Annotated in this window: 21 protein-coding genes; 1 reads left to right on the forward strand and 20 read right to left on the reverse strand. The window is 67.8% G+C overall.

The window, feature by feature from the left end:
* Nucleotides 1-19: 19 nt before the first annotated feature.
* From BO39_RS06550 to BO39_RS06565, 4 genes are all read right to left on the reverse strand, one after another.
* Nucleotides 20-724: an ABC transporter ATP-binding protein gene (locus tag BO39_RS06550; RefSeq protein ID WP_043831228.1), complete on the reverse strand. Its 705-nt coding sequence runs from the start codon at nt 722-724 to the stop codon at nt 20-22.
* Complete coding sequence (locus BO39_RS06555) at nt 717-1,970, reverse strand: lipoprotein-releasing ABC transporter permease subunit (RefSeq protein WP_043831230.1); 1,254 nt, start codon at nt 1,968-1,970, stop codon at nt 717-719. Before BO39_RS06555 ends, BO39_RS06550 begins: the two co-directional genes overlap by 8 nt.
* Nucleotides 1,970-3,286, reverse strand: coding sequence for a proline--tRNA ligase (proS, locus tag BO39_RS06560; RefSeq protein WP_043831232.1), 1,317 nt, complete (start codon nt 3,284-3,286; stop codon nt 1,970-1,972). Before proS ends, BO39_RS06555 begins: the two co-directional genes overlap by 1 nt.
* Nucleotides 3,287-3,602: 316 nt before the next feature.
* Nucleotides 3,603-3,863: a DUF1467 family protein gene (locus BO39_RS06565; protein WP_043831234.1), complete on the reverse strand. Its 261-nt coding sequence runs from the start codon at nt 3,861-3,863 to the stop codon at nt 3,603-3,605.
* An 83-nt stretch (nt 3,864-3,946) separates the two neighbouring features.
* On the opposite strand from BO39_RS06565, the gene BO39_RS06570 reads away from it, so the two are divergent.
* Complete coding sequence (locus tag BO39_RS06570) at nt 3,947-4,234, forward strand: hypothetical protein (protein WP_043831236.1); 288 nt, start codon at nt 3,947-3,949, stop codon at nt 4,232-4,234.
* Nucleotides 4,235-4,241: 7 nt separating this feature from the next.
* Here the strand turns inward: BO39_RS06570 and BO39_RS06575 are convergent, their stop codons facing one another.
* The 16 genes from BO39_RS06575 to BO39_RS06650 are packed head-to-tail and all read right to left on the reverse strand — an operon-like array spanning nt 4,242 to nt 21,400.
* Nucleotides 4,242-5,894 (reverse strand): ribonuclease J, encoded by a 1,653-nt coding sequence (locus BO39_RS06575; RefSeq protein ID WP_043831238.1) that lies wholly within the window; start codon nt 5,892-5,894, stop codon nt 4,242-4,244.
* Nucleotides 5,891-6,712 (reverse strand): type III pantothenate kinase, encoded by an 822-nt coding sequence (locus BO39_RS06580; protein WP_043831240.1) that lies wholly within the window; start codon nt 6,710-6,712, stop codon nt 5,891-5,893. The genes BO39_RS06575 and BO39_RS06580 overlap by 4 nt, the downstream gene beginning before the upstream one ends.
* Before the next feature lie 22 nt (nt 6,713-6,734).
* The gene (locus BO39_RS06585; protein ID WP_043831242.1) at nt 6,735-7,457 is read right to left on the reverse strand and encodes a biotin--[acetyl-CoA-carboxylase] ligase; all 723 of its coding nucleotides are present in this window, start codon (nt 7,455-7,457) and stop codon (nt 6,735-6,737) included.
* The gene (nuoN, locus tag BO39_RS06590; protein ID WP_043831494.1) at nt 7,454-8,875 is read right to left on the reverse strand and encodes an NADH-quinone oxidoreductase subunit NuoN; all 1,422 of its coding nucleotides are present in this window, start codon (nt 8,873-8,875) and stop codon (nt 7,454-7,456) included. Before nuoN ends, BO39_RS06585 begins: the two co-directional genes overlap by 4 nt.
* Nucleotides 8,876-8,879: 4 nt before the next feature.
* The gene (locus BO39_RS06595) at nt 8,880-10,391 is read right to left on the reverse strand and encodes an NADH-quinone oxidoreductase subunit M (RefSeq protein WP_043831244.1); all 1,512 of its coding nucleotides are present in this window, start codon (nt 10,389-10,391) and stop codon (nt 8,880-8,882) included.
* A complete protein-coding gene (gene nuoL, locus BO39_RS06600; RefSeq protein WP_043831246.1) occupies nt 10,388-12,304 on the reverse strand; it encodes an NADH-quinone oxidoreductase subunit L in 1,917 nt (638 codons plus the stop codon). Before nuoL ends, BO39_RS06595 begins: the two co-directional genes overlap by 4 nt.
* Nucleotides 12,305-12,310: 6 nt before the next feature.
* Entirely contained in the window at nt 12,311-12,622 is a 312-nt protein-coding gene (gene nuoK / locus BO39_RS06605; protein ID WP_043831248.1) for an NADH-quinone oxidoreductase subunit NuoK, read from the reverse strand.
* Nucleotides 12,622-13,317: an NADH-quinone oxidoreductase subunit J gene (locus BO39_RS06610; protein WP_043831250.1), complete on the reverse strand. Its 696-nt coding sequence runs from the start codon at nt 13,315-13,317 to the stop codon at nt 12,622-12,624. The genes nuoK and BO39_RS06610 overlap by 1 nt, the downstream gene beginning before the upstream one ends.
* Entirely contained in the window at nt 13,314-13,802 is a 489-nt protein-coding gene (gene nuoI / locus BO39_RS06615; RefSeq protein WP_043831252.1) for an NADH-quinone oxidoreductase subunit NuoI, read from the reverse strand. The genes BO39_RS06610 and nuoI overlap by 4 nt, the downstream gene beginning before the upstream one ends.
* A gap of 44 nt (nt 13,803-13,846) precedes the next feature.
* Nucleotides 13,847-14,857 (reverse strand): NADH-quinone oxidoreductase subunit NuoH, encoded by a 1,011-nt coding sequence (gene nuoH / locus BO39_RS06620; protein WP_043831495.1) that lies wholly within the window; start codon nt 14,855-14,857, stop codon nt 13,847-13,849.
* Nucleotides 14,857-16,920, reverse strand: coding sequence for an NADH-quinone oxidoreductase subunit NuoG (gene nuoG, locus BO39_RS06625; protein ID WP_043831254.1), 2,064 nt, complete (start codon nt 16,918-16,920; stop codon nt 14,857-14,859). The genes nuoH and nuoG overlap by 1 nt, the downstream gene beginning before the upstream one ends.
* A 6-nt stretch (nt 16,921-16,926) precedes the next feature.
* On the reverse strand, nt 16,927-18,237 hold the full coding sequence (gene nuoF, locus BO39_RS06630) for an NADH-quinone oxidoreductase subunit NuoF (RefSeq protein WP_043831256.1): 1,311 nt from the start codon (nt 18,235-18,237) through the stop codon (nt 16,927-16,929).
* 2 nt (nt 18,238-18,239) lie between these two features.
* Nucleotides 18,240-18,896 (reverse strand): complex I 24 kDa subunit family protein, encoded by a 657-nt coding sequence (locus BO39_RS06635; protein WP_043831258.1) that lies wholly within the window; start codon nt 18,894-18,896, stop codon nt 18,240-18,242.
* On the reverse strand, nt 18,893-20,146 hold the full coding sequence (locus BO39_RS06640; protein WP_043831260.1) for an NADH-quinone oxidoreductase subunit D: 1,254 nt from the start codon (nt 20,144-20,146) through the stop codon (nt 18,893-18,895). The genes BO39_RS06635 and BO39_RS06640 overlap by 4 nt, the downstream gene beginning before the upstream one ends.
* On the reverse strand, nt 20,143-20,820 hold the full coding sequence (locus tag BO39_RS06645; RefSeq protein ID WP_052401688.1) for an NADH-quinone oxidoreductase subunit C: 678 nt from the start codon (nt 20,818-20,820) through the stop codon (nt 20,143-20,145). The genes BO39_RS06640 and BO39_RS06645 overlap by 4 nt, the downstream gene beginning before the upstream one ends.
* The gene (locus tag BO39_RS06650) at nt 20,813-21,400 is read right to left on the reverse strand and encodes a NuoB/complex I 20 kDa subunit family protein (RefSeq protein ID WP_052401690.1); all 588 of its coding nucleotides are present in this window, start codon (nt 21,398-21,400) and stop codon (nt 20,813-20,815) included. The genes BO39_RS06645 and BO39_RS06650 overlap by 8 nt, the downstream gene beginning before the upstream one ends.
* Nucleotides 21,401-21,476: the final 76 nt, after the last annotated feature.

Consider the following 21,476-nt stretch of genomic DNA (forward strand, 5'->3'; position numbering starts at 1 on the left):
CCTGTCCATCGAAGCGCCCTTAGCCTGGAACGATCAGCCCATCCCGCAGCGTGACCGTCCGGTCCATCCGCGCCGCCAACTCGGGGTTGTGGGTCGCGATCAGCGCCGCCACGCCCCGGCCCCGCACGGCCTCCAGGAGCTCCGCGAAGACACGGTCGGCCGTCGCCACGTCCAGGTTCCCGGTGGGCTCGTCCGCCAGCAATACCTTGGGGCTGTTGGCCAGGGCCCGCGCGATCGCCACCCGTTGCTGCTCGCCCCCGGAGAGGCGCGTCGGCCGATGGTGGCCGCGATCGGCCAGGCCGAAAGTGGCAAGAAGCTCGCGCGCCCGCCCCTCCGCTTCGCGCCGCGGGCGGGCGGCGGCGAGCTGCGGAAGAACGATGTTCTCCTCCGCCGTGAACTCCGGCAGCAGGTGGTGGAACTGGTAGACGAAGCCGATCGTGTCCCGCCGCAGCGCCGTGCGGGCATCGTCGGGCAGGTTCCCGCAGTCGCGGCCGCCGACCAGCACCTGCCCGCCATCCGGCTTCTCCAACAGGCCCGCCACGTGCAGCAGCGTGGACTTACCGGTGCCGGAGGGCGCGACGAGGGCCACGATCTCGCCCGCCACGAGGTCAAGGCTGGCGCCGCGCAGCACCGGCAGCTCCCCCGCCTCCGTGCGGTAACGGCGCTCGACGGCGCGCAGCGCCAGAGGCGCTCCATTCGGCGGCGCGAGCGGCGCGTCAGGCATTGCGCAGCCCCTCCACCGGGTCCAGCCGCGCAGCGCGCCAGGAGGGATAGATCGTCGCCAGCAGCGAGAGCACGAGGCCCATGCCGACCACCTGCGCCACCTCCATCGGCTCCACCACGGCGGGCAGCTTCGTCAGGAAGTAGATCTCCGCGCTGAACAGGTCCGTGCCGGTCAGCGATTGCAGGAACTGCCGGATGTTCTCGATGTTGAGGCAGAAGACGAGGCCGATGAGGAAGCCAATCAGCGTGCCCGCGACGCCGATCGAGGCGCCGGCGAGAAGGAAGATCCGCAGAATGGCGCCCCGCGTCGCGCCCACCGTCCGCAGCACCGCGATATCCCGCCCCTTGTCCTTCACCAGCATGATCAGCGACGAGACGATGTTGAAGGCCGCGACGATGATGATGAGGGTGAGGATGAGGAACATCACGTTCCGCTCCACCTGCACCGCGTTGAAGAAGGAGGAGTTGGAATCCTGCCAGTCCAGCACCCGCACGGGCAGGCCGCGCAGGGTCTGAAAGATCTCGCGCGTGGCGAGCCGCACACGGGAGGGGTCGTCCACGAAGACTTCCACCTGCGTCGCGCTGTCGCGGTGCTGGAAGTAGATCTGCGCGGCGCCGAAGGGCAGGAAGACGTAGCTCGCGTCGTATTCCTGCATCCCTGCCTCGAAGAGCGCGACCACCTCATAGGCGCGCAGCCGCGGCACGGTGCCGACGACCGTCGCGCGCCCCTGCGGCGAGACGAGCGTGATCCTCTCCCCCACGCGGATGCCGAGCTTGCGGGCGAGGCGCGTGCCGATGACGATCGTGTCGTCGCCGCCGAAGCGCGAGAGGTCGCCGGCGCGGATATTGTCCGCGATCAGCGGGCGAGCGCGCAGGTCCTCCGGCCGGATGCCGCGCGCCAGCCCGCCCGTCGCGCCGCCCTCCTCACTGGTGAAGAGTACCTGCCCCTCCACGATGGGCGTCGCGGAGACGATGCCGGGAAGGCCGCGGATGCGGGCCGCGATGTCGTCGAAGTTTCGCAGCCCCGCATTGTCGGCGGCATAGACGCCGAGATGCCCGTTCAGCCCGAGGATCCGGCCCAGCAACTCCTGCCGGAAGCCGTTCATCACGGACATGACGATGATGAGCGTCGCCACCCCCAGCGCGATCCCCACAAGCGAGAAGATCGCGATGACCGAGACGAAGCGCTCCCCCTTGCGGGCGCGGAGATAGCGGAAGGCGACGGCGCGCTCGAAAGGGGAGAACATCAGGGGATCGTCGCGCGGATCTTCGCCAGCGCTTCCTCGAGCGGCAGTTCCAGCCGCTCGCCGGTCGCGCGGCGCTTCAGCTCCACCACGCCCTTCGCGGCGCCGCGCGGGCCGACGATCGCCTGCCAGGGATAGCCGACGAGGTCCGCGTCCGCGAACTTCGCGCCCGCGCGCTCCGGCCGGTCGTCGAGCACCGCCTCGCTCCCCAGCGCGCCGTAGAGCTGCTCGCAGAGCGCATCGGCCGCGGCGTCGCCTGGCTTGAGGTTGAGGATGGTGCAGGCATAGGGCGCGACCGCGTCGGGCCAGATGATGCCCTCCTCATCGTGCCCGGCCTCGATGATCGCGGCCAGCAGGCGGGAGACGCCGATGCCGTAGGAACCCATCTCGGGGACCACCGGCGTGCCGTCCGGCCCCGCGACGGTCAGGCCCATCGGCTTCGAGTACTTCGTCCCGAAGTAGAAGATGTGCCCCACCTCGATGCCGCGGGCGGTGACCTGCGATTCCGCGGAAATGGCGTCCCAGGCGGCCTCGTCGTGCTTCTCGTCCGTCGCGGCGTAGCGGCTGGTCCAGAAATCCACGACCGGCGAGGGATCGCCCGTGCCGGTCGGGTCCTGCGCCAGCACGTCGAAGTCGAGCAGGTCCTTGTGGAGGTAGACCAGGCTCTCGCCCGTCTCCGCCAGGATGATGAACTCGTGCGAGAGGTCGCCGCCGATCGGCCCCGTGTCGGCCTGCATCGGGATGGCCTTCAGCCCCATCCGCGCGAAGGTGCGGAGATAGGCGCGGAACATCAGGCGGTAGGACTTGCGCGCGCCCTCCGCGTCCAGGTCGAAGGAATAGGCGTCCTTCATCAGGAACTCGCGCCCGCGCATCACGCCGAAGCGGGGGCGGATCTCATCCCGGAACTTCCACTGGATATGGTAGAGGCTGCGCGGCAGGTCGCGGTAGGACTTGGCGTAGCCTTTGAAGATGTCCGTGACCATTTCCTCGTTGGTCGGGCCGTATAGCATCTCCCGGTCGTGCCGGTCGGTGATGCGGAGCATCTCCTTGCCGTAGTCCTCGTAGCGGCCGCTCTCCTTCCAGAGCTCGGCCGGCTGGACGGTCGGCATCAGGATTTCCTGCGCGCCCGCGAGGTCCTGCTCCTGCCGCACGATCTCGGCCACCTTGCGCAGCACGCGCAGGCCGAGCGGCAGCCAGGCATAGATGCCGGCGCTGGTCTGGCGGATGAGGCCCGCCCGCAGCATGAGGCGGTGCGAGACGATCTGCGCCTCGGCGGGCGTTTCCTTCAGCGTGGGCAGGAAGGCGCGGGACAGGCGCAAGTGGGCGGGCTCCGGTAAGGCCAAGGGGGTCGTTCGCGGCGCAACCTAGAGCAAGGCGCCGGGGGCGCAATCCGCCACGGGCACGCCGCGGCGCCCGACACAAAAAAGAAGGGCCGCCCCGAAGGGACGGCCCGAGTTTAGGGAGGAAACGCCAGTCACACGGCGGAAGAGGAAAAGCCCTCTTCCATGTCCCGATGATGCGGCAGGCCAGCCGGGCCGGGAAGATTTTTTGGGGTCAAGAAGATGAAAAAAGTGGCGAAACACTCGGCCGACTGATTAATCTGATGGCTAAATCGCCGTGATCGCAGGCAAATGCCTAATCGTTGGGCTTGGCCAGCCAGCCCTCGCGAAAGGAAAGCCAGTCTGCCCGCACAAGCCAGTCGATGAAGAGCCAGACGAGGATCGCGACGAGGGTGGTGATCAGCACGATTCTCAGCACCCGCACCTGGCGGGGCGCGCCGCGCCAACCGCCGGCCGCCTCGGCCTCCGGATCCGGGTTCACTCCGAGCGGCAGCACGGCGAAGAGCACCGTCCACCACACGAGGAAGTACACGACGGTACCCGTCACCCAGCCCATGCCCGCTTCCTTGCCATTCCGGTGCCGTAATCCCGCGGCCCGGTCGTGCGTTGGGGAAATAACCAACCCGAAAGGAGACCGCCATGCGACGCATCATCATCCTCGCGGGCCTCGCCCTCTCGGCGCTGCCGCTGCTGCCCCAGGCCGCCGAGGCCCGCCCGCCCTGGGAGCGCGGCTGGGAAGACCGGCGCGGCTGGGAGCGCCACGAGGCACGCCGCGAGGAACGCTGGCGCCGCGAGGCCTGGCGCCGCGAAGCCGAGCGGCGCGAAGCCTGGCGGGAGGAACGCTGGCGCCGCCAGCGCGCCTATGCCCCGCCGCTCGCCTACGCGCCCCCCGCCCCCGGGGTGACGCTCCAGTTCAACCTGCGCTGAGCCGGCGCTAGACCCGGAGCAAGTGCAGCTCCACCAACGGGCGTTTGCGCACCCGGCGGCCGATCGCCTTGCGCAGCGCCGTGCGGGCGGCCTCGCGCAGGGCCGTGTCCTCGCGGCGCAGCCCCGCCGGCATGTCGTTCACCAGCCGCGCGAGGTCGGTGGCGATCTGGTTGGTCGCCTCCTCCCCCTGGTCGAAGAGGCCAGGGGCGGAGATCTGCGGCTGCCCGCGAACTCGCCCCGCCTCGTCCACGGCCAGCGAGCCGACGACCACACCGTTGAACAGCATCCGCCGGCGCGCGCCGAGCACGTTGCCCTCCAACGGCAGCAGACGCGCCCCATCCACCGCCAGCTTGCCGCTCTGCACGGTTTCGCAGACCTCGACCGGATCCGGACCGAGGCGGAGCATGTCGCCGTCCTCGATCAGGTGCGGGATGGCACCGAAGTCACGGGCCAGGGCCGCATGCTGCTGCAGGTGGCGCCACTCCCCGTGCACGGGCACGGCGTGGCGCGGCTTCACCAGGTCGTAGAGCCGCCGCAACTCCTCCTTCGCGGGGTGGCCGGAAACGTGCACGGGGTGCTCGGAATCCGGCGTGATGACGCGGCAGCCGGCGCGGAACAGGGCGGACTCCACCGCCATGATCGCCTTCTCGTTCCCCGGGATCATGCGGGAGGAGAAGATCACCGTGTCCCCCTCGCCGAGCGAGATCTGGGGATGCGTGTCGGCCGCGATCTTGGCCAGCGCGGAGCGCGGCTCGCCCTGGCTACCGGTGCAGATGATCAGCAGCTCGTCGTCCGGCAGGTATCCGGCCTCCTCCTCGTCGAGGAAGGGCGGGATGTCCTTGAAGTAGCCGGTCTCCCGCGCCGCGGCGTCGGCGTTGCGGAGCGAGCGGCCGAAGAGCGCGACCCGCCGGCCGGCCGCCATGGCCGCGCGGGTGATGGATTCCACCCGCGCCACATTGGTCGCGAAGCAGGCGACGGCCACCCGGCCCTTCAGCTCGGCAATCAGCTCCGTCAGCGCCACGCGCACGCCGGCCTCGCTACCGGAGAAGCCGTCCACCAGCGCATTGGTGCTGTCGCAGACCATGGCGAGCACCCCTTCCCGGCCAAGGGCTGCGAAGCCGGCCTCGTCGGTGGGCGGCCCGATCAGCGGGTCGGCATCCAGCTTCCAGTCGCCTGTATGGAGGACCGTGCCGTAGGGCGTCCGGATCGCCAGCGCCTGCGCCTCGGGCACGGAGTGCGCCACGCGGAGGAACTGGAGGTCGAAGGGGCCGACCAGCAGGCGGGAGGCCAGCGGCACCGTGTGCAGCTTCACCTCGCCGAGGATCCCCGCCTCACCCAGCTTGCGCCGCAGCACCGCCGCCGCGAAGGGGCTGGCATAGAGCGGGCAGCGCAGAAGCGGCCAAAGCGAAGCGACGGCCCCCAGATGGTCCTCGTGTGCGTGGGTGATGACCAGCCCGACCAGCCGGTCCCGCCGCTCCACCAGCCAGGCCGGATCCGGGACCAGGATCTCCGCTTCCGGAAATTCGCTTCCCCCGAACCCGATTCCGCAATCCACCGCCAGGAGGGTTCCGTCCAGGCGATAGACGTTAAGGTTCATGCCGATCTCGCCCGTCCCCCCCAGGGGGAGGAAGGCAAGGTCGTCCGTTGTCTCGAAGGTCATTCGTTCTCGTTCTTGAGAGATTCTGGAAGCGTTGTCTTATGGAAGATGGGGGGCGGGTTGCGGGCCGCCAACAGGCGCAGCCCCTCCAGCGTGATATCAGGGTCGGTATGTTGAATGACCGTCGTACCCTCGGCGAACAAGGGGGCGAGGCCGCCGGTCGCGATCACCTTCAGGGGACCCCCGTGCTCTGCACGGATGCGCGAGACCAACCCTTCGACGAGGCCGACATAGCCCCAGAAGACGCCGGACTGCATGGCCGGCACGGTGTCACGCCCGATCACCGCCTGCGGCCGGCCGATGCCGATGCGCGGCAAGCGGGCGGCGGCGCGGTGCAGCGCCTCGATCGAGAGATTGATGCCAGGCGCGATGACGCCGCCGACATAGGCCCCCCCCTCCCCCACCACATCGAAAGTCGTGGCGGTGCCGAAATCGATCACGATCAGCGGACCGCGGTAGTGATGGTGTGCAGCCAGCGCATTGAGCAAGCGGTCGGCCCCAACCTCCTTCGGTCGGTCCATCAGGATCTCGAAGCCCCAGTTGACGCTGTCCCCGCGGGCGACCAGGGGTTCGCAGCCGAACCAGTCCCGCACGAGGCGGCGAAGGCTGTAGAGGGCGGCTGGAACAACGGTGCCGAGCGCGCACTGCGTGATGTCGGAGGGCTTCAGTCCCGTATGCGACAGCAGGGCGAGCAACCACACCGCGTACTCGTCGCTCGTCCGGTCCGCCCGCGTCGCGATCCGCCAGCGGCCGCGCCATTCCTCGCCATCATGGACGGCAAAGACGACGTTCGTGTTGCCGGCATCGATCGCCAGGAGCATCGCTGGGGTTCCTCTCGGCTCCTCAGGGGTGGACGTCCCCGGCCGTGACCGTTTCCATGCCGCCTGCGGTGCGGATAAGCAATGCACCGGTCCCGTCCAGCCCCTCGAAGCTGCCGAGGAGCGGGCCGGACGGGCCCGTCACGCCGACCGGTGTGCCCGGCGCCGGGCCGCGGTCGAGCCAGGCTTGGCGAATCGCGGCGAACCCCCGTCCCTCCATCACCGTTCGCCAGTCGTCGAGCGAGCCCATGAGCCGCGCCGCCGCCTCTTCAGGCGGCAGGGCGGGGGCCGGCAGGGCGGCGGTCCGCCGCCCGGGCACCTCGGGCGCGAAGGCGAGGTTCACGCCGATGCCGAAGGCGAGCCAGTCCAGCCGGCCATCCGGACGCAGCGCGGCCTCCGACAAGATGCCCGCGCATTTCGCTCCGCCGAGAAGCAGGTCGTTCGGCCATTTCAGCGAAAGGCCCGCTGCGAGTGGCGCAAGGGCCGCGTGCAGCGCGACGGCCGCCAGCAGCCCCCATTGCGGCACTTCCCGCACCGGGACGGCAGGCCGGAGAAGAACGGAAAGATAGAGATTGCCCGGCGGCGATTCCCAGGCCCGCCCGCGCGTGCCCCGCCCGGCCGTCTGCCGGCGGGCGAGGATGGCAAGGCGCTCCGGCGCCCCACTCTCCGCCTCCTGGCGGAGAAGATCGGCGGTGCTGGGGAGCTGGTCGTGAACCAGCATCCGCCAGCCCGCCGGCAGGTCGCTCACCCCGCCAGCGCCGCCACAGCCGCCGCCGCCGCCGCAACCAGCGGCGCCGGGAAGAGGAAGAACAGTACGTTGAACAAACCGGCCCCCGCGAGAACGAAGGAGACGGCGGAGGAGCGGCGGTCGAGCGCCGCCTCGGCGGTGTCGAAATACATGATCTTGATGATGCGGAGGTAGTAGTAGGCGCCGACCACGCTCGTCAGTACGCCCACCGTCGCCAGAACCCAGTACCCCTCCTGCACGGCGGCAAGGAAGACGTAGAGCTTCGAGAAGAAGCCCGCGAGCGGCGGGATGCCGGCCATCGAGAACATGAAGATCGCCATGGCCAGTGCCATCGCGGGATCGGTGCGGCCGAGGCCCGCGAGATCCTCGATCCGCTCCAGCGAACGCCCCTGGCGCCGCATCGCCACGAGCACGGCGAAAACGCCCGCGTTCATGATGATGTAGATTGCCATGTAGAGCATGACACCGCGCAGCCCGACATCGGTCGCGACCGCCAGACCCATCAGCGCGTAGCCGACATGGCCGATGGAGGAATAAGCCATCAGCCGCTTGATGTTGGACTGGCGGATCGCCGCGAGCGAGCCGAGCAGCATCGAGCCGAGCGAGGCCAGCCAGATCACGCCCTGCCACTGCTCCGCGAGATCGGCGAAAGGATCGGCCAGTACCCGCACCAGCAGCGCGACCGCCGCCACCTTCGGTGCGGAGGCGAAGAAGGCCGTCACCGGCGTCGGCGCCCCCTCGTAGACATCCGGCGTCCACATGTGGAAGGGCACGGCGGAGATCTTGAAGGCGAGCGCCGCGACGACGAAGGTCATGCCGACCAGCACGCCGAGGGAGACACCCCCCTCCCCCGACACCGCCGTCGCGATGGCCGAGAAGTTGGTGGTGCCCGCGAAGCCGTAGGTGAGGCTCGCGCCGTAGAGATAGAGGCCGGAAGCCAGCGCGCCGAGCACGAAATACTTCAGCCCCGCTTCGGCAGAGCGCGCGTTGTCACGGTCGAAGGCCGCGATGACGTAGAGCGAGAGCGAGAGCAGCTCGAGCCCCATGTAGAGGGTGATGAGATCTGAGGCCGAGACCATGGCCATCATCCCCACCGTGCTGAACAGCACGAGGATCGGGAACTCGAAGCGCGCGATCCCCTGCTTCTCGTTCCAGTCAAGCGCGAGCAGCAGCCCCGTCGCCGCGCCGAGCAGAATGAGGATCTTGGCAAAGCGCGCGAAGGCGTCGGAGATGAACTGGCCATGGAAGGCCTGTCCGTCCGGCGCGCCCAGCACAAGCACTGCCGCCACGAGCAGCGCGCCGAGCGTGCCCATGGTGATCGGGAAGGTCGTATCCCGCTTCGGGATCACACCGGCGAGCAGCAGCCCGAGACCGGCGACCGAGAGCACGGTCTCGGGAAGGGCGAGGGTCCAGTTCATCGTCTCACAGCCCCGCCAGCCGGGGGATCGCAAGGGCCGCCTCATGCCGCTCGACGAGCGCGGCGACCGAGGCCTCCCAGACATGGGTGAAGGAGGAGGGATAGAGCCCCATCCAGAGAGTGAGCAGGATCAGCGGCGCGAAGATCGCCAGTTCCCGCGGGGAAAGGTCGAGCAGCGCCTTCACCTCGGCCTTCGTCACCTTGGAGAAGATCACCCGGCGGTAGAGCCAGAGCATATACGCCGCGCCGAGGATCATCCCCATCGCCGCGCCAAGCGCCACCCAGCCATTGGACTTCCAGGCACCCGTGATCACGAGGAACTCGCCCGGAAAGCCCGCCGTGCCCGGAAGCGCCACGCTCGCCATGGTGAAGAGCATGAAGACGAGCGCGTAGGCCGGCATGATCTTCGCCACCCCGCCGTAGCGCGCGATCTCCCGCGAGTGGACGCGGTCGTACAGCACGCCGACGCAGAGGAAGAGCGCGCCGGAGACCACGCCGTGCGACAGCATCTGGAAGATGGCGCCCGAGATGCCCTGCTGGTTGAAGGTGAACAGCCCGATCGTCACGATCCCCATATGGGCGACCGAGGAATAGGCGATCAGCTTCTTCATGTCGTCCTGCGCGAAGGCCACGCAGCTCGTGTAGATCACCGCGACCACGCTGAGCGCGAACATCATCGGCGCGAAATAAGCGGAGGCATCGGGGAAGAGCGGGATGGAGAAGCGCAGGAAGCCGTAGCCGCCCATCTTCAGCAGCACGCCCGCCAGGATCACCGAACCCGCCGTCGGAGCCTCGACGTGGGCGTCCGGCAGCCAGGTATGCACCGGCCACATCGGCACCTTCACCGCGAAGGAGGCGAAAAAGGCGAGGAACATCCAGTACTGCCAGCTCACCGGCACGGGGTGCTGCATCAGCCCCGCGATGTCCGTCGTGCCCGCGTGATACCACAGCGCGAGGATCGCGAGCAGCATCAGCACCGAGCCGAGCAGCGTGTAGAGGAAGAACTTGAAGGCCGCGTAGACCCGCCGCTGCCCGCCCCAGACACCGATGATGAGGAACATCGGGATCAGAACGCCCTCGAAGAAGACGTAGAAGATGATGAGGTCGAGCGCGCAGAACATGCCGACCATCATCGTCTCGAGGACGAGGAAGGCGATCATGTACTCCCGCACCCGGTTCTGCACCGACTCCCAGGAGGCGAGGATGCAGATCGGCGTCAGCAGCGTGGAGAGCAGGACGAAGAGCATCGAGATGCCGTCCACGCCCATGTGATAGTTGACGCCGAACTCGGGCAGCCAGCTCACCTGCTCGACGAACTGCGCATCGGGCACCCGGGCGTCGAAGCGCGCCCAGAGGATGAGGGAGAGGCCGAAGACGATCAGGCTCGTCCACAGCGCCGTCCAGCGGGCATTCGAGGCGACGGTCGCCTCGTCCCCGCGGATGGCCAGGATCGCCACCACCCCCGCCAGCGGCAGGAAGGTGAGGAGGGAGAGCAGCGGGAAGCCGGCCGCGTTCATCGGGTGAAGCCCAGGAAAATGACGGAAACGAAGACGACGAGGCCAGCGATCATGGTGAAGGCGTAGTTGGCCACGCGCCCGGTCTGGAAACGGGCCACGCCGCGCGCGGCGTCGACCGTGACGGCGGCGACGCCGTTCGGCACCCCGTCGATGATCTTCGCGTCGCCGGTCCGCCAGAGGACCGCCGCCAGCCGCCGGAAGGGCCGGACAAAGATCGCGTCGTACAGTTCGTCGAAATACCACTTGTTCAGCAGGAAGCGATGGACAGCCGGGAAGGTCTCGGCCAGCCGCACCGGCAGCCCTGGCGCGAACATGTAGAAGAGGTAGGCGAGCGCGATTCCGGCGATGGCGATCACTGTCGGCGCCAGCGGCACCCAGCCGGGAACCTCGTGCATCGCGTGCATGATGTGGTTGTGCTCGCCGTTGAAAATGGCGCCGTTCCAGAACTCGCGCTCGTGGTGGCCAATGAAGAGGTCCGAAAAGGCCGCACCGGTGAAGAGCGCGCCCAGGGCCAGCACCAGTAGCGGGATCAGCATCACCGCGGGGCTCTCATGCACGTGCTCCATGGTGTGGTGATCCGCGCGCGGGCGGCCGTGGAAGGTCAGGATCAGCAGGCGCCAGGAGTAGAAGGCAGTCAGGAAGGCCGCGATCAGCCCCATGGCGAAGGCATACATGCCGGCGCCGGTATGGGCCGCGAAGGCGCTCTCCAGGATCGCGTCCTTTGAATAGTAGCCCGCGAAGAAGGGGATGCCGGCCAGGGCGAGGCTGCCGATCCACATAACGGCATAGGTGACCGGGATCTTCGTCCAGATGCCGCCCATCTTGCGGATATCCTGCTCGTCCGACATCGCGTGGATGACGGAGCCGGCGGATAGGAACAGCAGCGCCTTGAAGAAGGCGTGGGTGAAAAGGTGGAAAACCGCCACCTGGTAGGCGCCGACCCCGATCGCGAAGAACATGTAGCCGAGCTGCGAGCAGGTCGAGTAGGCGATGATCCGCTTGATGTCGTTCTGCACGCAGCCGATCGTCGCCGCGAAGAAGGCGGTGGAGGCGCCGACGATCGTCACCAGCGTCAGCGCGTTCGGCGCGTGCTCGAAGATCGGCGACATGCGCGCCAGCAGGAACACGCCGGCTGTCACCATCGTCGCCGCGTGGATGAGGGCGGAAACCGGCGTCGGGCCCTCCATCGCGTCCGGCAGCCAGGTGTGCAGGCCGAGCTGCGCGGACTTGCCGCAGGCGCCGAGGAACAGCAGCACCGAGATCACCTCGAGCGCCGGCATCCCCGCGAAAGTGGCCGAGCGCATCTCCTCCACCCGGCCGAAGATGTCGCCGAAGTTCAGGGCCCCGAAGGTCCAGAAGGTCAGCGCCATGCCGAGCATGAAGAAGAGATCGCCGACGCGGTTCACGATGAAGGCCTTCATCGCGGCCCGGTTCGCGCTCTCGCGGTCGTACCAGTAGCCGATCAGCAGGTAGCTCGCGAGGCCGACGCCCTCCCAGCCGAAGAAGAGCTGCACGAGGTTGTCCGCTGTCACCAGCATCAGCATGGCGAAGGTGAAGAGGCCGAGATAGGCGAAGAAGCGCGGCGGCGTCGCGTCATGCGACATGTACCCGACGCTGTAGAGATGGATGAAGGTGGAGATGAAGGTCACCATCCCCACCATCATGGCGCTGAGCGTGTCGTAGCGAAGCGCCCAGTCCACGCTCAGCCCGCCCACGTTGATCCATTCGGAAATCGTGATGGTACGGGGCGCCGAGTGCAGCCCCACCTCGACGAAGGCCGAGACGCCGCAGATGGCGGCCAGCACCATGCAGCCGACCGAAACCCACATGGAAAGGCGATCGCCCAGCCAGCGGCCGAAGAAGCCCGCGAGCGTCGCGCCCAGCAGGGGAAAGAAGACGGCACCGACGAACATGGCGCCCTAACCCTTCAGGGTGGAAACGTCTTCCACCTCGATGCTGCCGGTGTTGCGGAAATAGATGACGAGGACCGCCAGCCCGATCGCCGCCTCGGCGGCCGCGACGGTCAGGATGAACATGGCGAAGATCTGCCCCGTCAGGTCACCCAACTGGGAGGAGAAGGCCACCAGGTTGAGGTTCACCGAGAGAAGGATCAGCTCCACCGACATCAGGATGACGATGATGTTCTTCCGGTTGAGGAAGATGCCGAAGATACCGAGCACGAAGAGGATCGCGCCGACCGTGAGGTAGTGGCCGAGGCCAATATCGAGCATCAGTGGTGCCCCCCGTGGCCGTGGCCGTGATCGTCGTCATGCGCGATGACCTTCGGCTTCTCCTCCGGCACCGGCGGGCGAAGGATGCCCAGCGACCCGATGGAAGCCCCGACCGGCACCTTCGCCATGTCGAGCTGCGTGCGCCGCGTCACCTGCGCCTCGATGTTCTGCCGCTTGCTCTGCACGCGGTCGCGATGCGTGAGGACGATGGCCCCGATCATGGAGACCAGCAGCACCAACCCCGCGCCCTGGAAGAGGAACACGTAGTCCGTATAGAGCACCCGGCCGATCGCCACCGTGTTCTGCACGTCCGCCGGCATGGCGTTCAGCCGAAGCTCCGGCGCCTGCCCGCTCGACTGCCAGGCGCCGAGCACGAAGACCAGCTCCAGGAACAGGATGCCGCCGATCACCGCCCCGATCGGCGCGTAGCGCTGAAAGCCCTGCCTCAGCCGCACGAAGTCGATGTCGAGCATCATCACGACAAAGAGGAACAGCACCGCGACCGCGCCGACATAAACGATGACCAGGATCATCGCCAGGAACTCGGCACCCGCGATCAGGAAGAGGGCGGCGGCGTTGAAGAAGGCCAGGATCAGGTACAGCACGCTGTGCACCGGGTTCCGGCTGGTGACCACCATCACGGCGCTGGCGATCAGCACCGCGGCGAAGGCGTAGAAGGCGAGTCCAGCGATCATCGGAAGGGGGCATCCGCCTTCAGGCGGGCCGCGAGCACCGGCTCCCAGCGATCGCCGTTATCGAGCAGCTTCTCCTTGTTATAGAGCAGCTCCTCGCGGGTCTCGGTCGCGAATTCGAGGTTCGGCCCGAGGACGATGGCATCCACCGGGCAGGCCTCCTCGCAGAGACCGCAATAGATGCACTTGGTCATGTCGAGGTCGTAGCGCGTCGTGCGGCGGGAAGCGTCCTCGCGCGGCTCGGACTCGATAGTGATGCAGACGGCCGGGCAGACCGCCTCACAGAGCTTGCAGGCAATGCAGCGCTCCTCCCCATTGGGGTAGCGGCGCAATGCGTGCTCCCCCCGGAAGCGCGGGCTCAGCGGAGAGCGCTCGGAGGGGTAGTTGATGGTGGCCTTCGGCTTGAAGAAGGCACGCAGCGTCAGCCCCATGCCGGAGATAATCTCCGTCAGCAGGAGGCTGCGCGCGATGCGGTCGAGCGTCGCCATTCAGCGGACCTTTCGCGGGCGCAGGTTGCGCCGAAGTGTCGAAATCATGTCGGAAGCCAGCCCGCCACCTTCAGCACGCCCGCGGTGATCACCAGCCAGATGAGGCTGATCGGCAGGAACACCTTCCAGCCGAGCCGCATGAGCTGGTCGTAGCGGTAGCGCGGGAAGGTCGCGCGGACCCAGACGAAGACGAAGAGACAGAAGCAGACCTTCAGGATGAACCAGACCGGCCCAGGCACCAGGTTCAGCGGCGCCACGTCGAAGGGCGGCAGCCAGCCCCCGAGGAAGAGGATCGTGGTGAGCGAGGACATGAGGATCATGTTCGCGTACTCACCGAGGAAGAAGAGGGCGAAGGTCATCGCGGAGTATTCCACGAAGAACCCCGCCACCAGCTCCGATTCACCCTCGGGCAGGTCGAAGGGCGCCCGGTTCGTCTCTGCCAGGGTGGAGATGAAGAAGATGACGAACATCGGGAAGAGCGGGATGAAGAACCACACCGTCTTCTGCGCCAGCACCACGTCCGTCAGGTTCAGCGACCCCACGCAGAGCAGCACGGTGACGATCACGAAGCCCATCGAGACCTCGTAGGACACCATCTGCGCCGCCGAGCGGAGCGCGCCGAGAAAGGCGTATTTCGAGTTCGATGCCCAGCCCGCGATAATGATGCCGTAGACCCCGAGTGAGGAGATCGCGAAGAGGTAGAGCACCCCGACATTGATGTCGGCGACCGCCCAGCCCTCGTTCACGGGGATCACCGCCCAGGCGATCATCGCGAGCGAGAAGGTGAGCATCGGCGCCATGATGAAGAGCACCCGGCTCGCGCCCGCGGGCACGATCGTTTCCTTCATCAGCATCTTGCCGGCATCGGCGAAGGGCTGCAGCAGCCCGAAGAAGCCGACCACATTCGGCCCCTTCCGCAGCTGCATCGCGCCGAGGATCTTGCGCTCCGCCCAGGTGAGATAGGCCACGAAGATCAGCAGCGGCACCAGCAACGCCAGCGCCTGGGCCAGCGTCAGCGACAGCACCCCAATGGGGGAGTTGAGGAAGTCGGTCATCACTCGGCCGCCATGGCGGGGGTTGGCGCATGGGTGCGCGCGCATTCCGCCATCACGTCACTCGCCCGGCCCATGACATCGGCCTGGTAGTAGTTCGTAATGAAGGGCACGAAGGGCTCGCTCCCCACCGCCCCGGCATCCCCGGCGGGGATGGCGGAAACAACGGCCGGCGGCGGCAGCTCGTCCACGCGTTCGAAGACCGGGTTCGCCCCGACCAGTCGCGAGCGAACCCCGAACAGGTCGTCATAGGGCAGCGGATGCCCGAGCAGCTCGCTCGCTGCACGAATGATCCGCCAGTCCTCGCGCGCCTCGCCCGGTGGGAAGACACCGCGGCGGCCACGCTGCACGCGCCCCTCGGTGCTGACGTAGGTGCCGTCCTTCTCCAGGTAGGTCGCGCCCGGAAGAATAACGTCCGCGCGGCCCGCCATGCGGTCCCCGTGGTGCCCCTGGTAGATCACGAAGGTGCCCGGCGCGATCAGCGCGGGATCGAAGGCATCCGCGCCAAGCAGCCAGAGCGCATCTACCCCGCCGCCGAGCATCGCGCCCAGGCCCTTGCCCCCCTGCCCCGGCAGGAAGCCGAGATCGAGCGCCGCGACCTGCCCGCCCTGCGTGTGCAGCAGGTTGAAGCCGTTCCAGTCCTCCCGCACCGCGTTGAGCGACTGCGCCAGCCCCCAGGCCGCCGCCAGAACCGCCGCACCGTCCAGCCGCGCGAGCGCCCCGCGCCCGACGAGGATCATCGGCCGCTTGGCGTTGCGCAGCACCTCGCCGAAGGCGCCGCCAAGCACCTCGGCGATGGCCGCCGGCCCGTCGCCCAGATACTGCACGGGGTAGGTGAGGTCCGCCCGAGGCCCGATTGCCGCGACCGGCATCCGGTTGTTCATCACCTTGCGCCGGATGCGCGAGTTCAGCACCGGCGCCTCGAGGCGCGGGTTGCTGCCGATGATGATCACCGCATCCGCCACGTCGATCCCGGTGATCCCGGAATTGAAGAGGTAGAAGGCGCGGTTGGATCCATCCAGCGCCGCCCCGTCCTCGCGGCAGTCGAGGTTGGAGGAGCCGAGCGCCCCCATCAGGTCCTTCAGGGCCACGATGCTCTCGGCATCGGCCAGCCCGCCGGCCACCGCGCCAATGCGCTCGCCCGGCAATCCCTTGAACTTGGCCGCGATCGCCCCGAAAGCCTCCGGCCAGGACGCCGCGCGCAGCTTGCCGCCCTCCCGGATCCAGGGCCGGTCCAGCCGGCGCTTCTTGAGGGCGTCGAAGGAGAAGCGGCCGCGGTCGGCCATCCACTCCTCGTTCACCTCCTCATGCACGCGCGGCAGGATGCGCAGCACGTCCGGCCCGCGCGCATCCACGCGGATATTCGTGCCCATCGCGTCCAGCACGTCGATGCTGTCCGTCTTCGTCAGCTCCCAGGGCCGCGTCATGAAGGCGTAGGGACGGCTGGTCAGCGCGCCCACCGGGCAGATGTCGATCAGGTTGCCCGAGAGCTCGGAGGACAGCGCCTTCTCGACATAGGTCGTGATTTCCATCGCCTCGCCGCGGCCCACCGCGCCGAGCTCAGGCACGCCGGCCACCTCGGTCGCGAAGCGGACGCAGCGCGTGCACTGGATGCAGCGCGTCATGATCGTCTTGATCAGCGGGCCGAGATACTTGTCGGTCACCGACCGCTTGTTCTCGTGATAGCGGCTGGAATCGCCGCCATAGGCCATCGCCTGGTCCTGCAGGTCGCACTCGCCGCCCTGGTCGCAGATCGGGCAGTCCAGCGGGTGGTTGATCAGCAGGAACTCCATCACGCCCCGGCGCGCGTTGCGCACGGTCGGGCTGTCCGTGATGATCTTCATGCCGTCCATCACCGGGAAGGCGCAGGAGGCCACCGGCTTCGGCGCCTTCTCCACTTCCACCAGGCACATCCGGCAATTGCCGGCGATCGACAGGCGCTCGTGGTAGCAGAAGCGCGGGATTTCCGCGCCGGCCAGCTCGGCGGCCTGGAGAGCCGTGGCGCCCAGCGGCACCTCGACCTCCTTGCCGTCCACCGTGACCTTGATGAGCTTCACTTCGCTCATGGTTTCCTACTCCGCCGCCATCGGCATGGCCGGTGCGGCAACTCGCGCCTTATAGGCCGCGATGCGTTCTTCCATCATCGGGCGGTAGTGGCGGATGAGCCCCTGTACCGGCCAGACGCCGCCATCGGCGAGGGCGCAAATCGTGTGCCCCTCGATCCGCTTGGTCACGTCCTCCAGCACCGAGATCTCCTCGATCTCCGCCCGGCCCTCGACCATGCGGTCCATCACCCGGCTCACCCAGCCCATGCCCTCGCGGCAGGGCGTGCACTGCCCGCAGCTCTCGTGCTTGTAGAACTTCGACAGGCGCGCGATGGCGCGGATCAGGTCCGTGGACTTGTCCATCACGATCACCCCCGCCGTGCCGAGACCCGACTTGTGCTCGCGCAGCGCGTCGAAATCCATCAGCACGTCGTCGCAGATGTGCTTCGGCAGCAGCGGCGTGGAGGATCCACCGGGAATGACGCAGAGCAGGTTGTCCCAGCCCCCGCGCACGCCGCCGGCATGGCGCTCGATGAGCTCCCGCAACGGGATGCTCATCTCCTCCTCCACGTTGCAGGGCTTGTTCACATGGCCCTGGATGCAGAAGATCTTCGTGCCCGAGTTCTTCGGCCGCCCGAAGCCCGCGAACCAGGTCGCCCCGCGCCGCAGGATCTCCGGCACCACCGCGATCGTCTCGACGTTGTTCACCGTGGACGGGCAGCCATAAAGTCCCACGGCCGCCGGAAAGGGCGGCTTCAGGCGCGGCATGCCCTTCTTGCCCTCGAGCGACTCGATGAGGGCCGTCTCCTCGCCGCAGATATAGGCGCCGGCGCCGCGATGCACGTAGAGGTCGAAGTCGTACCCCGTGCCCGCCGCGTTCTTGCCGAGCAGCCCCGCCGCGTAGGCTTCCTCGATCGCGGCCTGCAGGATCAGGTGCTCGTTGTAGTACTCGCCGCGCACGTAGATGTAGCCCGCCGAGGCGTTCATCGCGACCGCCGCCATGAGGCAGCCCTCGACCAGCGTGTGCGGGTCGTGGCGGATGATGTCGCGGTCCTTGCAGGTGCCGGGCTCGGACTCGTCGCAGTTCACGACGAGATAGGAGGGCCGACCATCCGGGTTGGACTTGGGCATGAAGGACCACTTCAGCCCCGTCGGGAAGCCGGCGCCGCCCCGGCCACGCAGACCGGACTGCTTCACCTCCTCGATGATCCAGTCACGCCCCTTGGCAATGATCTCCGCCGTGCGGTCCCAGTTGCCGCGCTTCTGTGCCGCCTGCAGCCCCCAGTGCTGGGTGCCGTAGAGGTTGGTGAAGATGCGGTCCTTATCCTGAAGAGCCATGGTCAGTCCCCTCCCGGGACATCAAGCAGCGTCAGCGGCCCACCCTCCGGCGCGCTCGTCTGGCGCCCCGTGGTGCTGCCCGGCGCCGGGCGCTCGCCGCGGCGCAGCGCCTCGATCAGCTGAACCGTGCGGTCGTAGTCCAGGTCCTCGTAGTAGTCGTCGTCCACCTGCAGGATCGGCGCGTTCACGCAGGCACCGAGGCATTCCACCTCGGTCATCGTGAACAGCCCGTCCTCGCTCGTGTGGCCATAACCCTGGACCTTCGCCGCGTCCTTGCAGGCCTGGAATACGTCATCCGAGCCCCGCAGCATGCAGGGCGTCGTCCCGCAGACCTGGAGGTGAAACCGGCCGATCGGCTTCGTGTTGAACATGAAGTAGAAGGTCGCGACCTCGTAGACGCGGATCGGCGCCATGCCGAGCCGATCGCCCACCCGGTCCATGGCGATGCGCGGCACCCAGGCGCTGCCGGTCTGGCGGCCCATCTGCTTCTGCACGACATAGAGCAGCGGGATGACACCTGAGGCCTTCTTGCTCTCGGGATAGCGCGCGAGGATCTTGGCGATCTGCGCCTCGCTCTCCGCGTCGAACTCGAAGCTGTCGGGCTCCGCGCGGCTGTTCCGCCAGTTGGGGTCGAGGTGATCGGTAGCAGCTTCGGTCATCGATCGATCTCCCCGAAAACGATATCGAGGCTGCCGATCACCGCCACGGCGTCGGCCAGCATATGGCCCTTCGAAAGCACCTCCATCGCCTGGAGATGCGCGAAGCCCGGCGCCCGGATCTTGCAGCGATAGGGCCTGTTGGTCCCGTTCGCCACCAGATACACGCCGAACTCGCCCTTCGGCGCCTCGACGGCCGTGTAGGTCGCGCCCTCCGGCACGTGATAGCCCTCGGTGTAGAGCTTGAAGTGATGGATCAGCGCCTCCATCGAGCGCTTCATCTCGCCACGCCGCGGCCCGACGATCTTGCGGTCATCCACCTTCACCGGCCCTTCCGGCATCTGGTCGAGGCACTGGTGGATGATCTTCAGGCTCTCCCGCATCTCCGCCATGCGGACGAGATAGCGGTCGTAGCAGTCACCGTGGCGCCCGACCGGGATCTCGAAGTCCATCCGGTCGTACATGTCATAGGGCTGCTGCCGGCGCAGGTCCCAGGCAAGGCCCGAGGCGCGCAGGCAGGGACCGGAGAAGCCCCAGTCCATCGCCTGCTCGGCCGTCATCACGCCAATATCGACGGTGCGCTGCTTGAAGATGCGGTTGTCCGTCAGCAGCCCCGCCAGCTCGTCGATGAACTTCGGGAACTGGTTGCACCAGGCGCGGATACGATCCGTCAGCCCCGGCGGCAGGTCCCGCGCCACGCCGCCCGGCCGGAAGTAGTTCGCGTGGTAATGGCTGCCCGAAACCTGCTCGTAGAACTCAAGCAGCGTCTCCCGCTGCTCGAAGCCCCAGAGGGAGGGCGTGATGGCGCCGCAGTCCAGGGCGTAGGTCGTGATGTTCAGCAGGTGGTTCGCGATGCGCGTGATCTCGGCGAACATCGTGCGGATGTACTTCGCCCGCTCCGGCGCCTCGATCCCGAGCAGCTTCTCCTGCGCGAGCGCGAACACGTGCTCCATGCACATGGGCGAGACGTAGTCGAGCCGATCGAAATACGGCATCGCCTGGATATAGGTCTTGTACTCGATCAGCTTCTCGGTGCCGCGATGCAGCAGGCCGATATGCGGATCGGCGCGCTCCACCACCTCGCCCTTCATCTCGAGGATGAGGCGAAGCACGCCGTGCGCAGCCGGGTGCTGCGGGCCGAAGTTGATCGTGTGGCTGTCCACCTCGACGCGGCGCGTCTCGGTCGCCGTCTCGGCGGTGGCCCCTGGCGCGGCCGTGCCGAGCGGCAGGGAGTCGGCGGTCGTCAGGCTCATGGCTGCTTCTCCGCGGTCCCATCCTCGACTTGCGGCTTGTCGAGCAGCGAGGTCTCGGAAGGCGCGATGCGGTTCAGATGGACCTTCTCGTCGCCCGGAAGGGTCGTCAGGCCCTCCCAGGGAGAGAGGAAGTCAAAATCACGGAAATCCTGCTGGAGCTTCACGGGCTCGTAGACCACCTCGCGCCGCTCCGCGTCGTAGCGGACCTCGACATGGCCGGTCAGCGGGAAGTCCTTGCGGAGCGGATGACCCTTGAAGCCGTAATCCGTGAGGATCCGGCGCATGTCCTCCAGCCCCTCGAAGGCGATGCCGTACATGTCCCAGGCCTCGCGCTCGAACCAGGTGGCCGTCGACCAGATGGCGGAGACGCTCGGCACGGCATTCTCGGCATCCGTCGTGGCCAGCACGCGGATCCGGTGGTTATGCGTGAGCGAGAGAAGGTTCCAAACCACCTCGAACCGCTCCTCGCGCTCCGGATAGTCCACGCCGCAGATGTCCATGCACTGCTCGAAGGCGAAGCGCGGGTCGGTGCGCAGCACCGTCATCACGTTCCGAACCTGATCGCGGTGGATGCGGATCGCCAGCTCGTTCCCGCGGGCGATACTGGCCTCGAGCAGCACGCCCGCCGGCAGGGTTTCGGCGAGCGCGGTGCCGAGCGCGGAAAGGTCAGCCACGAAGGATCGTCCCCGTCCTGCGGATCTTCTTCTGGAGTTGCATGATCCCGTAGACCAGCGCCTCCGCCGTCGGCGGGCAGCCCGGCACGTAGACATCGACCGGCACAATCCGGTCGCAGCCGCGCACCACGCTGTAGCTCCAGTGGTAGTACCCGCCGCCATTGGCGCAGGACCCCATGGAGATGACCCAGCGCGGCTCGCTCATCTGGTCGTAGACCTTGCGCAGCGCGGGAGCCATCTTGTTGGTCAGCGTGCCCGCCACGATCATCACGTCCGACTGCCGCGGCGACCCCCGCGGGATCACGCCGAAGCGGTCGAGGTCGTAGCGCGCCATGTAGGCGTGGATCATCGGCACGGCGCAGCAGGCCAGGCCGAAGGTCATCGGCCAGAGGCTGCCCGTGCGGGCCCAGTTCACCACCTTGTCCAGGTTGGCGACCACGAAGCCCTTCTCCTCGACCTCGTCGGTCACGCCGCGCAGGACGGCGTCCTGCTCGGGGCCGGGCGGCAGGGCTTTGCCGTTCCAGGCGATCGAGGTCGTGTTCGCCCCGCTGATGTTCGTCTGCTCGCCGACGCCGCTCATCGCATCGTCCTCCGCGCGTCGCCGCGCGTCATGTTCTTGCATGCCAGGCCCCGGATGGGCCGGCGCGTCTCGCCGC

It is taken from the genome of Roseomonas aerilata DSM 19363 (genome assembly GCF_000711725.1).
GTDB classification, from domain to species: Bacteria; Pseudomonadota; Alphaproteobacteria; order Acetobacterales; family Acetobacteraceae; genus Roseomonas; species Roseomonas aerilata.

What these genes read in the sequence shown, in the direction of transcription:
- BO39_RS06565 (WP_043831234.1), bottom strand. Translation starts at nt 3,863, where the DNA reads ATGGGCTGGGTGACGGGTACCGTCGTGTACTTCCTCGTGTGGTGGACG.
- BO39_RS06555 (WP_043831230.1), bottom strand. Translation starts at nt 1,970, where the DNA reads ATGTTCTCCCCTTTCGAGCGCGCCGTCGCCTTCCGCTATCTCCGCGCC.
- BO39_RS06575 (WP_043831238.1), bottom strand. Translation starts at nt 5,894, where the DNA reads ATGACCTTCGAGACAACGGACGACCTTGCCTTCCTCCCCCTGGGGGGG.
- BO39_RS06570 (WP_043831236.1), top strand. Translation starts at nt 3,947, where the DNA reads ATGCGACGCATCATCATCCTCGCGGGCCTCGCCCTCTCGGCGCTGCCG.
- nuoG (WP_043831254.1), bottom strand. Translation starts at nt 16,920, where the DNA reads ATGAGCGAAGTGAAGCTCATCAAGGTCACGGTGGACGGCAAGGAGGTC.
- nuoL (WP_043831246.1), bottom strand. Translation starts at nt 12,304, where the DNA reads ATGTTCGTCGGTGCCGTCTTCTTTCCCCTGCTGGGCGCGACGCTCGCG.
- BO39_RS06640 (WP_043831260.1), bottom strand. Translation starts at nt 20,146, where the DNA reads ATGAGCCTGACGACCGCCGACTCCCTGCCGCTCGGCACGGCCGCGCCA.
- nuoH (WP_043831495.1), bottom strand. Translation starts at nt 14,857, where the DNA reads ATGACCGACTTCCTCAACTCCCCCATTGGGGTGCTGTCGCTGACGCTG.
- BO39_RS06650 (WP_052401690.1), bottom strand. Translation starts at nt 21,400, where the DNA reads ATGAGCGGCGTCGGCGAGCAGACGAACATCAGCGGGGCGAACACGACC.
- BO39_RS06610 (WP_043831250.1), bottom strand. Translation starts at nt 13,317, where the DNA reads ATGATCGCTGGACTCGCCTTCTACGCCTTCGCCGCGGTGCTGATCGCC.
- nuoN (WP_043831494.1), bottom strand. Translation starts at nt 8,875, where the DNA reads ATGAACTGGACCCTCGCCCTTCCCGAGACCGTGCTCTCGGTCGCCGGT.
- BO39_RS06580 (WP_043831240.1), bottom strand. Translation starts at nt 6,712, where the DNA reads ATGCTCCTGGCGATCGATGCCGGCAACACGAACGTCGTCTTTGCCGTC.
- BO39_RS06635 (WP_043831258.1), bottom strand. Translation starts at nt 18,896, where the DNA reads ATGACCGAAGCTGCTACCGATCACCTCGACCCCAACTGGCGGAACAGC.
- nuoK (WP_043831248.1), bottom strand. Translation starts at nt 12,622, where the DNA reads ATGCTCGATATTGGCCTCGGCCACTACCTCACGGTCGGCGCGATCCTC.
- nuoI (WP_043831252.1), bottom strand. Translation starts at nt 13,802, where the DNA reads ATGGCGACGCTCGACCGCATCGCGCGCAGCCTCCTGCTGACGGAGATT.
- BO39_RS06595 (WP_043831244.1), bottom strand. Translation starts at nt 10,391, where the DNA reads ATGAACGCGGCCGGCTTCCCGCTGCTCTCCCTCCTCACCTTCCTGCCG.
- nuoF (WP_043831256.1), bottom strand. Translation starts at nt 18,237, where the DNA reads ATGGCTCTTCAGGATAAGGACCGCATCTTCACCAACCTCTACGGCACC.
- BO39_RS06550 (WP_043831228.1), bottom strand. Translation starts at nt 724, where the DNA reads ATGCCTGACGCGCCGCTCGCGCCGCCGAATGGAGCGCCTCTGGCGCTG.